General features: G+C 72.0%; 12 protein-coding genes. 5 read left to right on the top strand and 7 right to left on the bottom strand.

Annotation, left to right across the window (positions count from 1 at the left end; all coding sequences use genetic code 11):
• Positions 1-164 precede the first annotated feature (164 nt).
• Positions 165-1,328, top strand: a complete 1,164-nt coding sequence (locus ACZ62B_RS20665) for a phospholipase D-like domain-containing protein (RefSeq protein ID WP_344554925.1) — start codon at positions 165-167, stop codon at positions 1,326-1,328.
• Positions 1,329-1,400: 72 nt separating this feature from the next.
• Here ACZ62B_RS20665 and ACZ62B_RS20660 read toward each other — a convergent pair whose 3' ends face one another.
• Positions 1,401-2,558 carry an acyl-CoA dehydrogenase gene (locus ACZ62B_RS20660; protein ID WP_469691602.1) on the bottom strand — a complete coding sequence of 386 codons (1,158 nt, stop codon included), beginning with the start codon at positions 2,556-2,558 and terminating at the stop codon, positions 1,401-1,403.
• Between the two features lie 181 nt (positions 2,559-2,739).
• On the opposite strand from ACZ62B_RS20660, the gene ACZ62B_RS20655 reads away from it, so the two are divergent.
• Positions 2,740-4,083, top strand: a complete 1,344-nt coding sequence (locus ACZ62B_RS20655) for a UDP-glucose dehydrogenase family protein (protein WP_344554929.1) — start codon at positions 2,740-2,742, stop codon at positions 4,081-4,083.
• Between the two features lie 292 nt (positions 4,084-4,375).
• Here ACZ62B_RS20655 and ACZ62B_RS20650 read toward each other — a convergent pair whose 3' ends face one another.
• A complete protein-coding gene (locus tag ACZ62B_RS20650; RefSeq protein WP_344554930.1) occupies positions 4,376-4,882 on the bottom strand; it encodes a CGNR zinc finger domain-containing protein in 507 nt (168 codons plus the stop codon).
• A gap of 116 nt (positions 4,883-4,998) precedes the next feature.
• Here ACZ62B_RS20650 and ACZ62B_RS20645 point away from each other — a divergent pair, with 116 nt between their 5' ends.
• Complete coding sequence (locus tag ACZ62B_RS20645) at positions 4,999-5,358, top strand: VOC family protein (RefSeq protein ID WP_344554931.1); 360 nt, start codon at positions 4,999-5,001, stop codon at positions 5,356-5,358.
• A gap of 22 nt (positions 5,359-5,380) precedes the next feature.
• Positions 5,381-5,773: a VOC family protein gene (locus ACZ62B_RS20640; protein WP_073936127.1), complete on the top strand. Its 393-nt coding sequence runs from the start codon at positions 5,381-5,383 to the stop codon at positions 5,771-5,773.
• 68 nt (positions 5,774-5,841) lie between these two features.
• Here the strand turns inward: ACZ62B_RS20640 and ACZ62B_RS20635 are convergent, their stop codons facing one another.
• From ACZ62B_RS20635 to ACZ62B_RS20620, 4 genes are all read right to left on the bottom strand, one after another.
• On the bottom strand, positions 5,842-6,969 hold the full coding sequence (locus ACZ62B_RS20635) for a dipeptidase (protein WP_344554932.1): 1,128 nt from the start codon (positions 6,967-6,969) through the stop codon (positions 5,842-5,844).
• A 269-nt stretch (positions 6,970-7,238) separates the two neighbouring features.
• The gene (locus ACZ62B_RS20630; RefSeq protein WP_344554934.1) at positions 7,239-8,417 is read right to left on the bottom strand and encodes a dipeptidase; all 1,179 of its coding nucleotides are present in this window, start codon (positions 8,415-8,417) and stop codon (positions 7,239-7,241) included.
• Between the two features lie 5 nt (positions 8,418-8,422).
• Positions 8,423-8,947: a 5-(carboxyamino)imidazole ribonucleotide mutase gene (gene purE, locus ACZ62B_RS20625; protein WP_344554936.1), complete on the bottom strand. Its 525-nt coding sequence runs from the start codon at positions 8,945-8,947 to the stop codon at positions 8,423-8,425.
• A complete protein-coding gene (locus ACZ62B_RS20620; RefSeq protein ID WP_344554938.1) occupies positions 8,944-10,137 on the bottom strand; it encodes a 5-(carboxyamino)imidazole ribonucleotide synthase in 1,194 nt (397 codons plus the stop codon). Before ACZ62B_RS20620 ends, purE begins: the two co-directional genes overlap by 4 nt.
• 197 nt (positions 10,138-10,334) lie before the next feature.
• Here ACZ62B_RS20620 and ACZ62B_RS20615 point away from each other — a divergent pair, with 197 nt between their 5' ends.
• A complete protein-coding gene (locus ACZ62B_RS20615; RefSeq protein ID WP_344554940.1) occupies positions 10,335-10,871 on the top strand; it encodes a GtrA family protein in 537 nt (178 codons plus the stop codon).
• 3 nt (positions 10,872-10,874) lie between these two features.
• Here the strand turns inward: ACZ62B_RS20615 and ACZ62B_RS20610 are convergent, their stop codons facing one another.
• Complete coding sequence (locus ACZ62B_RS20610) at positions 10,875-12,149, bottom strand: ATP-binding protein (RefSeq protein ID WP_344554942.1); 1,275 nt, start codon at positions 12,147-12,149, stop codon at positions 10,875-10,877.
• Between the last annotated feature and the right edge of the window lie 5 nt (positions 12,150-12,154).

Below are 12,154 nucleotides of genomic sequence, written 5' to 3'. Positions count from 1 at the left end.
TCCCAGGACGACGGAGGGGGCCGGGGCTCGGCCCCCGCCCTCTCCGTCCTACGCCCCTGCCCCCATGACCACCACAGGACGGCCCGGACCACGTCTCCGCTTGGAAGCACCGGCAGCGGAAAAAAGAGACGGGGCGGGAACGGACGGCTCAGGGGAGGGCGCACATGACACCACAGGCGGAGCGACGGCGGCTGCGCAGACGACTGGAACGGCTCATCGGCATCGCCGCGACCGAGGGCAACGAACTCGTGCCGCTGCGCAACGGCGACCGGATCTTCCCCGCGATGCTGGAGGCCATCCGCGCCGCGGAACACACCGTCGACATGATGACGTTCGTGTACTGGCGCGGCGACATCGCACGGGAGTTCGCCGGCGCCCTGGCCGAGCGGGCCCGCTCGGGGGTCCGGGTACGGCTGCTGCTGGACGGTTTCGGCGCCAAGGAAATCGAGCCGGAGCTGCTGGACGCCATGGACGACGCCGGCGTCCAGGTGGCCTGGTTCCGCAAGCCCCTCCATCTGTCGCCGATGCGGCAGAACCACCGTTGTCACCGCAAGGTCCTGGTGACCGACGAGCACACCGCGTTCACCGGGGGCGTCGGCATCGCCCAGGAGTGGTGCGGCGACGCCCGCGGCCCCGGCGAGTGGCGCGACACCCACGTACGGGTCAGAGGGCCCGCCGTGGACGGGATCGCGGCGGCCTTCGCCCAGAACTGGGCCGAGTGCCACGACGACCTGTACGACGAGCACGACCGCTTCACCCCCCAGGAACAGCCGGGGAACGCCACGGTCCAGGTGGTACGGGGCTCGGCCAGCTTCGGCTGGCAGGACATGCAGACACTGCTGCGCGTCATGATCACCTCGGCGCGGGAGCGCTTCCGGCTGTCCACGGCCTACTTCGCGCCCGACACCTACTTCATCGACCTCCTGGCCGCCGCCGCCCGCCGGGGCGTGCGGGTGGAGATCCTGCTGCCGGGGCCGCACACCGACCAGCGGGCCTGTCGGCTGGCCGGCCGGCAGCACTATCAGACCCTGGTCGACGCGGGTGTGGAGGTGCGGGAGTACCAGCCGACCATGCTGCACACGAAGGTCATCACCGTGGACGGCGTCTGCTCCCTCATCGGCTCCACCAACTTCAACCGCCGCTCCCTGGAGCACGACGAGGAGGTCATGCTGGCCGTCCTCGACGAGGACTTCACAGCCGCGCTGGACGCCGACTTCGACGCCGACCGCAAGCTGAGCGAGCCCGTCGACCCGGCTCGCTGGCGGCGCCGTCCCCTGACCGCACGCCTCGCCGAGGCCGCGGTCACGCCGATCCGCCGCTTCCTGTGACGGCGCACACCGGCCGGAAAGAGCGGAGGGCGCCAGTCCCCGGACGCCCTCCGCTGCCCGGCCCGCCCGCCGTTACGGCAGATTGCGGGCCATGACGATCCGCTGGACCTGGTTGGTGCCTTCATAAATCTGGGTGATCTTGGCGTCGCGCATCATGCGCTCGACCGGGTAGTCGCGGGTGTAGCCGTAGCCGCCGAGGAGCTGGACGGCGTCGGTGGTGACCTCCATGGCGACGTCGGAGGCGAAGCACTTCGCCGCGGCGCCCTGGAAGGTGAGGTCGGCGTCGCCGCGCTCGGACTTCGCGGCGGCGGCGTAGGTGAGCTGGCGGGCGGCCTCGATCTTCATGGCCATGTCGGCGAGCATGAACTGGACGCCCTGGAAGTCGGCGATCGGCTTGCCGAACTGCTTGCGCTCCTTCACGTAGCCCTTGGCGTAGTCGAGGGCGCCCTGGGCGATGCCGAGGGCCTGGGCGGCGATGGTGATGCGGGTGTGGTCCAGCGTCCGCATCGCGGTGGCGAAGCCGGTGCCCTCCTCGCCGATCATGCGGTCGGCGGGGATGCGGACGTTGTCGAGGTAGACCTCGCGGGTCGGGGAGCCCTTGATGCCGAGCTTCTTCTCCGGGGCGCCGAAGGAGACGCCCTCGTCGGACTTCTCCACGACGAAGGCGGAGATGCCCTTGGAGCGCTTGGTGGGGTCGGTGACGGCCATCACCGTGTAGTACTCGGACTCGCCGGCGTTGGTGATCCAGCGCTTCACGCCGCTCAGGACCCAGGAGTCGCCGTCGCGGACCGCCCGGGTCTTCATGCCGGCCGCGTCGGAGCCCGCGTCGGGCTCGGAGAGGCAGTAGGAGAACATGCCGTCGCCCTTGGCGAGCGGGGTCATGTACTTCTTCTTCAGCGCCTCGGAGCCGGAGAGGATCACCGGCAGCGAGCCCAGCTTGTTCACGGCCGGGATGAGGGAGGAGGACGCGCAGACGCGGGCCACCTCCTCGATCACGATCACCGTGGCGAGCGCGTCCGCGCCGGCGCCGCCGTACTCCTCGGGTACGTGCACGGCGTGCAGGTCGTTCGCGGTCAGCGCGTCCAGGGCCTCCCGCGGGAAGCGGGCCTCCTCGTCCACCGCGGCGGCGTACGGCGCGATCTTCGCCTCGGCCAGCGAACGGACGGTGTCGCGGAGCATGTCGTGCTCCTCGGACGGGCGGTACAGGTCGAAGTCAGCCGATCCGGCCAAGGTCTCTCACGCTCCAAAACGATGCGATGCTGGTCACGCTAACTACCGTTAAGTAACTCAAATTTTATGCCTTCACCGGTGTCCGTGGATAGGTGAGCTGGGCGACAGCCCGCCGGTGACGGGCCCGCGCCCCCGGTTATGCTCGGGCCCGCACTGCATGCCGTATACCCCTGGAGCACTCATGGCCCTCAAGATCACCGTGATCGGCACCGGTTATCTCGGTGCGACCCACGCGGCGGCCATGGCGGAGCTGGGGTTCGAGGTGCTGGGTCTCGACGTCGTACCGGAGAAGATCGACAAGCTCCGGCGCGGTGAGGTCCCGATGTACGAGCCGGGACTGGAGGAGCTGCTGCGCAAGCACGTGGCCGGGATCGAGGGGTCCAGCGGGCGGCTGCGGTTCACGATGGACTGGGCCGAGCTCGGGGAGTTCGGCGACGTCCACTTCGTGTGTGTGAACACTCCGCAGCGGCACGGCGAGTACGCCTGCGACATGTCGTACGTCGACTCCGCGATCGCCTCGCTCGCGCCGCACCTGAAGGGGCCCGCGCTGGTCGTGGGCAAGTCGACGGTGCCCGTCGGCTCGGCCGACCGGCTGGCCGCCTACCTGGCCGAGCACGCCCCCGCCGGGGAGGACGCGGAGCTGGCGTGGAACCCGGAGTTCCTGCGCGAGGGGTTCGCCGTGCAGGACACGCTGCACCCGGACCGGGTCGTGGTGGGTGTGCGCAGCGAGCGGGCGGAGAAGGTGCTGCGGGAGGTGTACGCCACGCCGGTCGAGGAGGGCTCGCCGTTCGTGGTGACCGACTTCGCGACCGCGGAGCTGGTGAAGACCTCGGCGAACTCCTTCCTGGCCACGAAGATCTCGTTCATCAACGCGATGGCCGAGGTGTGCGAGGCCGCGGACGGTGACGTGGCCAAGCTGGCGGAGGCCATCGGCTACGACGACCGGATCGGCAAGAAGTTCCTGCGGGCCGGGATCGGTTTCGGCGGCGGCTGTCTGCCGAAGGACATCCGGGCGTTCATGGCGCGCGCCGGTGAGCTGGGCGCGGACCAGGCGCTGACGTTCCTGCGGGAGATCGACTCGATCAACATGCGCCAGCGCGGCCGGATGGTGGAGCTGACCCGGCAGGCGCTGGGCGGGGGTTCCTTCCTCGGCAAGCGGGTGGCGGTGCTGGGCGCGACCTTCAAGCCGGACTCGGACGACGTCCGGGACTCGCCGGCGCTGAACGTGGCCGGGCAGATCCACCTCCAGGGCGGCCAGGTCACGGTGTACGACCCGAAGGGCATGGACAACGCCCGCAGCCTCTTCCCGACCCTGGGGTACGCCGACTCGGCGCTGGAGGCGGTGCGCGGCGCGGACGTCGTGCTGCACCTGACGGAGTGGCGGGAGTTCCGCGAGCTGGACGCGGCGGCGCTGGGCGAGGTGGCGGCGGAGCGGCTGATCCTCGACGGGCGCAACGCGCTCGACCCGGAGGTGTGGCGCCGGGCCGGCTGGCGCTACCGCGCGATGGGACGCCCCACCGCGTAGACGAAAAGCGGAGGACACCGGTTCGGCCGAGGCTCAGTCGGCCGAACCGGCGCCCTGCCGCATTCTGCCAAACCACGCGCGGACACGGTGCGACTACGCGCCCCATAGGGGCGCGAGGAACTGCGCGACCAGCCACAACGCCGCGGCACACGACCAACGACACACCACCGCACCCCCAGCGAGCCCCGCAAAGCCCACTGCGGCACGGCAACACCCCATAGGGGCGCGAAGAGCCGCGCGACCAGCCACAACGGCGCGGCGGACAACGAACAACCCACCCCCAGCGGAGCGCTCACGCGCCCTTCGCCCGATAGCGCCGCATCTTCGCGCGGGCCCCGCACACCTGCATGGAGCACCAGCGGCCGCGTCCGGCGGGGCTGCGGTCGTAGTACGCCCAGAGGCAGTCGTCGGCCTCGCAGGCCTTCAGCCGGTTCCAGGTGCCCGCCGCGACCGCCTCGGCGACGGCGGCGGCTATCCGGGAGAGCAGGGGCCCGTCGTCGACGGGAGCGAGCGCGGCTGAGCCGTCCGCCGGGTCGACCGTGACCACCAGGGGCGCACGGGCGAGCAGCTCGCCGAGCGGGGTGACCGCGCGGTGGGGCGGGTGCCCGGCGTGGGCGAGCAGCGTGACACGCAGGGACTCGCGCAGTTCGCGGGCGAAAGCGGCGGTGTCCTCGGTGAGCCCGAACGGCGCGCGGCCGTCCGCCGTGTCCAGCGCATCGGCGCCCGACTCGACGTCCAGCGTGTTGACCAGGTCCTGGACCAGGGCCAGCTTCCCCGGCGGGGCCGCTCTCTCACTCATGCCTGGACGCCGCCTCTCCCTTTCCCTTTATCCCTTGCGACGTTACCCCCGATGCGGGAGCATGCGGTAACCGTTACCGGTTACCCGGTTCTAGCAGTAACAACGAGGAGGAAGTCATGTCCGTTGCCAAGGTGGGCGCCGTCGTCCTGGACTGTCCGGACCCGCGCGCGCTGGCCGGTTTCTACGCCGGGCTGGTGGGCGGCACGATCGTGGACGAGGGCGAGTGGGTGGACCTGAAGGCGGACGGCGGCCCGACGCTGGCCTTCCAGGCGGCCCCGGGCTACGTGGCGCCGGAGTGGCCGTCGGCCGACCGCTCCCAGCAGTTCCACCTGGACCTGACGGTCGAGGACCTGGACGCGGCCGAGAAGGAGGTGCTGGCGCTGGGCGCGAGGCCGCTGGACGCCGACGACCGCTCGCGGACCTTCCGGGTTTACGCGGACCCGGCCGGGCACCCGTTCTGCCTGTGTGCCTGCTGACCCGCTGACCCCTGGAGGACCCATGGCCCCCGTGGCCCGTCTGCGTTCCGTCGTCCTCGACTGCCCCGACCCGCGTGAACTGGCCGTCTTCTACGCGGCCGTCGGCGGCGGCACCCCCGTGGAGGAGGACCCGGACTGGGTGGTGCTCCAGATCCCCGCGGGGCCCCGGCTCGCCTTCCAGCGGGCGCCGGGGCACACCCCGCCGGACTGGCCGAGCGCCGACCACGACTCCCAGCAGTTCCACCTCGACTTCGACGCCGGCGGAACCTGGGAGGAGATCGACGCGGCGGAGGAGAAGGTGCTGGCGCTGGGGGCGCGGGTGCTGGACCGGGAGGACTACGAGCGCAAGGACTTCCGGGTGTACGCCGATCCGGCGGGGCATCCGTTCTGCCTCTGCCGGATCGAACAGCCTTGACCGAACGGCCTTGGCCGAACGGCCTTGGCCGAACGGCCTTGGCCGAACGGCCCTGACCGTCCCGCCGCTCAGCCGTCCAGGTCCTCGATGGCCGCCGTCGACGGCGGGCGGCGCTGCTGGGCCACATGGGCGGTGAAGCGGGCCTCGCGGAGCACCCTCTGGACGTTGCCCCAGGCCAGCAGGGCCACCTCGGTCTCGTCCCAGCCGCGCCCCAGCAGTTCGGCGATCAGCCTCGGGTAGCAGGAGGTGTCGGCGAGCTCCTGCGGATGGGTGCCGCCGGTGTCGTAGGTGCCGGACAGGCCGACGCACTCCGGCCCGGCGACCGTGCGGACGTGGTCGAGGTGGTCGGCGACGTCACGGACGGTCGGGCCGGACTGCTCGGCGGTCAGCGGCACCATGCACAGGCCCTTGGCCCTCCCCACCTCGGCGAGCAGCTCGTCGGGGAGGTTGGCCGGGTGGGGGCGCAGGGCGTGGGCGGCGGAGCGGCTGAACAGCACGGGCGCCTTGGAGACGGCGAGGACGCGGCGGATCACCGGGTCCGAGGCGTACGACAGGTTGGCGATCATGCCGACCCGGTTCATCTCGCGGACGACCTCCTCGCCGAACCGGGTCAGTCCCGCGGCGCCCGCCCAGGAGACGCCGGTCAGGGTGAGCACGCGCAGCCCGAGGGTGTGCAGCGAGCGCAGGACGCCGAGGGAGTCACCGAGGGCGGCGGCACCGGCGGGGCCGAACAGAACGGCGACCCGGCCGCAGTTGCGGGCGTCGGCGACCTCTCCCGCGCTGCGCGCCGGGCGCAGGCCCTCGTCGTGGGCGGCGACCACCGCCTTCGCCAGGTCGAGCTGCGCCAGGGTGGCGCCGACGGCCCGGCCGCCGTCGTCGGCCTCGGGCAGGTGCAGCGACCAGAACACCGCGCCGACCTGCCCCTTGCGCAGCCGGGGCACATCCGCGTCGACGGCGCTCTCCCCCAGGTCGAGGTCGTACCAGGGCAGCCGGCGCAGCGCCCACGGCAGTCCGCTGTAGCCGTCGGCGACGGGGTGGGCGGTGAGGACGGCGTGGGCGCGGGTGAGGGGTTCGGCGTCGGGGTCGGAGACGGGCTCGTACGTCTCCGGCGCGACGACGACCGCCTCCTGGGGGTACGGCTCGTCGACGCGGCCGACCTCGGCGGCGGTGTGCAGGTCGTCCTGGAGATCGGCCATGGCGGGCTCCGTACGTCGGTGACCTCGGCGGTACGGTCACCGTCGCACGGAGCGGCCGTGGGCTTCCTGGTGGGCGCGGCGTTCGGGGTATCGGGGTGTGCCCCGCCCGGGCATGCGGTTGTCCGGTTCGCCCCCGCCGCCCCTTCCCTTCCCGTCCCGTCCCGTCCCCGGGGGCTCTGCCCCCGGACCCCCGCTCCTCAAACGCCGGAGGGGCCGAATGGTGCCGGACGGGCCGGGTGGTGGCGGAGGGGCTGGATCCAGCGGGCGGGTCAGGCGTCCAGGGAGGCCAGGGTGGCGTTGGACGGGGCGCGGGTTTCCTGGAGGTGCCGGGCCACGTCCTCCGCCGCGCCCAGTACCCGTACCGCGTTCTTCCACGTGAGCTTGGCCAGGTCGGCCTTCGACCAGCCGCGGTCGAGGAGCTCGGCGATCAGGTTCGGGTAGGTGGAGACGTCGTTCAGGCCGTCGGGGGTGAAGGCCGTGCCGTCGTAGTCGCCGCCGATGCCGAGGTGGTCGATGCCGGCGACCTCGCGCATGTGGTCCAGGTGGTCCGCCACCGTGGAGACGGTGGCGACCGGACGCGGGTGGGCCTCCTCGAAGGCGCGGTGGATCCTCATCCCCTCGGCGGTGGTGTCGAGGTGGTGGAAGCCGTGCGCGCGCATGTTCTCGTCGGCCGCGGCCGTCCAGTCGACGGCCGCCTGGAGCACGAACTTCGGCACGAACGTCACCATCGCGACACCGCCGTTGGCGGGCAGCCGCTCCAGCACGTCGTCGGGGATGTTGCGCGGGTGGTCGCAGACCGCGCGGGCGGAGGAGTGGGAGAAGATCACCGGCGCGGACGTGGCGTCCAGCGCGTCCCGCATGGTCGTGGCGGCGACGTGGGAGAGGTCGACCAGCATGCCGAGCCGGTTCATCTCCCGCACCACCTCGCGGCCGAAGGCCGACAGGCCGCCCACGCCGGGCTCGTCGGTCGCCGAGTCCGCCCACGCCACGTTGAAGTTGTGGGTGAGGGTCAGATACCGGACACCGAGGTCGTACAGCCCCCGCAGCGTGCCGAGGGAGTCGGCTATGGAGTGGCCGCCCTCCGCCCCCATGAGGGAGGCGATACGGCCCTGACCGCGCGCGGCCTCCATGTCGGCGGCGGTCAGCGCGGGCGCCAGCTCCCGCGGGTGACGGGCCAGCAACTGCCGTACGCAGTCGATCTGTTCCAGCGTGGCCGGCACCGGGTCGGGCTGGTCCGCGCGGACGTACACCGACCAGAACTGCGCGCCGACCCCGCCCGCGCGCAGCCGGGGGAGGTCGGTGTGCAGGTGGGCGGACTGGTCGCCGGCGATGTCGCGGGCGCCGAGGTCGTAGCGGACCTGTTCGCGCAGTGCCCACGGCAGGTCGTTGTGCCCGTCGACGACGGGGAACTCGCGCAGCAGCTCCCGGGCCTGGTCCAGCGAGGTCATCCGCGTCACTTCCCGAAGCCGAAGCCGGCGCCGGAGCCCTCGGCCTTGGCGCGCAGCCGCTTGCCCTTCTCGGTGGCCTGGTCGTTCAGCTCCTGCTGGAACTCCCGCATCCGGCCGAGGAGTTCCTCGTCGTGGGCGGCGAGGACGCGGGCCGCGAGCAGGCCCGCGTTGCGGGCGCCGGCCACGGAGACGGTGGCGACCGGGACACCGGCCGGCATCTGCACGATGGACAGCAGGGAGTCCATGCCGTCGAGGTACTTCAGCGGCACGGGCACCCCGATGACGGGCAGCGGGGTGACCGAGGCGAGCATGCCGGGCAGGTGGGCGGCGCCGCCCGCGCCCGCGATGATCACCTTGAGTCCCCGGTCCGCGGCCTGCTCGCCGTACGCGATCATCTCGCGGGGCATGCGGTGCGCGGAGACCACGTCGACCTCGTAGGCGATCTCGAACTCGTCGAGGGCCTTGGCCGCCGCTTCCATGACGGGCCAGTCGGAGTCCGACCCCATGACGATGCCGACAACTGGGCTCATTCGGTGATCGTGCCTCTCAGGTAGCCGGCTGCGTGACGGGCGCGCTCCAGCACGTCGTCCAGGTCGTCGCCGTAGGTGTTGACGTGGCCCACCTTGCGGCCGGGCTTCACGTCCTTGCCGTACATGTGGATCTTCAGCTGGGGGTCGCGGGCCATGCAGTGCAGGTACGCGGAGTACATGTCCGGGTAGTCGCCGCCGAGGACGTTGACCATGACCGTCCACTTGGCGCGCGGGCGGGGGTCGCCGAGCGGGAGGTCGAGGACGGCGCGGACGTGGTTGGCGAACTGCGAGGTGATCGCGCCGTCCATGGACCAGTGTCCGGAGTTGTGCGGGCGCATCGCGAGCTCGTTGACGAGGATGCGGCCGTCGCGGGTCTGGAACAGCTCGACCGCGAGGTGGCCGACGACGCCGAGTTCCCCCGCGATGTTCAGCGCCATCTCCTCGGCCTTCAGCGCGAGGGCCTCGTCGAGGTCGGGCGCGGGCGCGATCACCGTGTCGCAGACGCCGCCCACCTGCTGCGACTCGACGACGGGGTAGGCGACGGCCTGCCCGTGCGGGGAGCGGACCACGTTGGCGGCCAGCTCGCGCACGAAGTCGACCTTCTCCTCGGCGAGGACGGGAACGCCGGCCTTGAACGGCTCGGCGGCCTCCTCGACGGAGCCGACGACCCACACGCCCTTGCCGTCGTAGCCGCCGCGGACGGTCTTCAGCACGACCGGGAAGCCGCCCGCCCGTCGCCCACCACCGCCCTTGCCGGAGGGCCCTTCGGGCCCGCCCCTTTCGAGCTCCGCCGCGAACGCGGCCACGTCCGCCGGGTCGGCGACGATGCGGTGCCGCGGGCACGGCACCCCGATCGCGTCGAGCTTCGCGCGCATCACGCCCTTGTCCTGGGCGTGCACCAGCGCGTCGGGGCCCGGACGGACGGGGATGCCGTCCGCCTCCAGGGCCCTGAGGTGCTCGGTGGGCACGTGCTCGTGGTCGAAGGTGATCACGTCGCAGCCGCGCGCGAACGCGCGCAGCGTCTCCAGGTCGCGGTAGTCGCCGACGACGACATCGCCGACGACCTGCGCCGCGGAATCCTGCGGAGTGTCACTGAGGAGCTTGAATTTGATGCCGAGCGGGATGCCCGCCTCGTGTGTCATACGAGCGAGCTGGCCGCCGCCGACCATGCCGACTACCGGGAACGTCACGCCCCCAGGGTATCGGCCGAGCCACCGTGGCCGATTTACCGGCCTCCTCCCGGACGGTGCGCGGGCGATCTCCGGACGGTCCTCCGACGATCTCCGGGCGGTCCGCGGTCGTCATCCTCGTCCGCAGGAAGATCGCGCAGCCGGGTGGTTAGCATGGTCTGGTTGACGCCAACCGATGGACGGGGGCCCGCACCACCATGGGAAACGGTTCCTCTGCGCCTCCGACCACGGCCCCGCGCGGCACCGTACGGGAGCGGATCGACCGGCTGGTCCGTGAGGTCGTGAAGTTCGGCGCGGTCGGCGGCATGGGTCTGCTGGTCAACCTCCTCGTGTTCAACCTGGTCCGGCAGGTGACGGACCTCCAGGTGGTGCGGGCGAGCGTCATCGCGACCGTCGTGGCGATCGTCTTCAACTACATCGGCTTCCGCTACTTCGCCTACCGGGACCGCGACAAGTCCGGGCGCACCCGGGAGATGACGCTGTTCCTGCTGTTCAGCGCGGTCGGCCTGGTGATCGAGAACGGTGTGCTGTACACGGCGACGTACGGCTTCGGCTGGGACAGCCCGCTGCAGAGCAACATCTTCAAGTTCCTCGGCATCGGCGTGGCGACCCTGTTCCGCTTCTGGTCGTACCGCACCTGGGTCTTCCGCGCGCTGCCGGTGCGGGAGCCGGTGACGCGGGGCGCCCCCGCCGACGGCTCCCGCGGCTCCCACGCGACGCAGCGCGTGCCGTAGCCGTCAGCGCACCGTCCGGCGGGACTCGTCGTCCGGGGACTTCTGCGGCGGTGTGCGGGAGAGGAACAGGCCGAAGACGGCCGGACTGGCCTGGAGCATCTCCAGACGGCCGCCGTCCGCCTCCGCCAGGTCGCGGGCGACGGCGAGGCCAATGCCGGTGGAGTTGCGGCCGCTGATCGCCCGTTCGAAGATCCGCGCGCCCAGGTCGGCGGGGACACCCGGCCCCTCGTCGGTGACCTCGACGACGACCTGGTTGCCGGTGACGCGGGTGCGCAGGGCGACCGTGCCGCCCCCGTGCATCAGCGAGTTCTCGATCAGCGCCGCCAGCACCTGGGCGACCGCGCCCGGCGTGCCCACCGCCCGTAGCTTCCGCTTGCCGGAGGTGACGATCGCGCGGCCCGCGCTGCGGTAGGCGGGGCGCCACTCGGCGAGCTGCTGCTGGATCACCTCGTCGAGGTCGAAGGTGACCGCGGAGCCGGTGCGCGGGTCCCGGGAGTTGGTCAGCAGTCGCTCCACCACGTCCGTCAGCCGCTCCACCTGCGTCAGCGCGATCGTGGCCTCCTCCTTCACCGTGTCCGGGTCGTCGGTGAGGGTGATCTCCTCCAGGCGCATGGACAGGGCGGTGAGGGGGGTGCGCAGCTGGTGGGAGGCGTCGGCGGCGAGGCGCCGCTCGGCGGTCAGCATGCGGGCGATGCGCTCGGCGGAGCGGTCCAGCACGTCCGCGACCCGGTCCAGCTCGGGGACGCCGTAGCGGCGGTGGCGGGGGCGGGGGTCGCCGGAGCCGAGGCGCTCGGCGGTCTCCGCGAGGTCGGTCAGCGGGGAGGCGAGCCTGCTGGCCTGGCGGATCGCCAGCAGCACCGCCGCGACCACCGCGAGCAGCGCCACCAGGACGATGATCAGCAGCGTACGGCCGACCTCCCGGGTCACCGAGGAGCGCGGCTCCTGGACGGTGACCGTCTCGCCCTCCTCGCCGGGTGCCGTGGCGCTGATGACGTCGCCGTCCGGTTTGGTGCCGACCTCGATGGGCGGCTTGCCGGGGATCCTGATGACGGCGTACCGGTCCTCGGTGACCTGGTCGCTGATGATCTCGGCGGTGACCTTGTCCTCGACGAGCAGCCGGCTGTCGACGATGCTGGCCAGCCGGACCGCCTCGGACTCCACCCGCTCCCTGGCGCTCTCGCTGATGGTGCGGGTCTCGACGATCACCAGGGAGACGCCGAAGACGGCGATCACGACGAGCACCACGGCGAGCGTGGACTGGATCAGGCGGCGGCGCATGTCCT

Source organism: Streptomyces sp. NPDC053426, from assembly GCF_055585405.1.
This window is presented reverse-complemented; position numbering and strand designations above follow the sequence as displayed.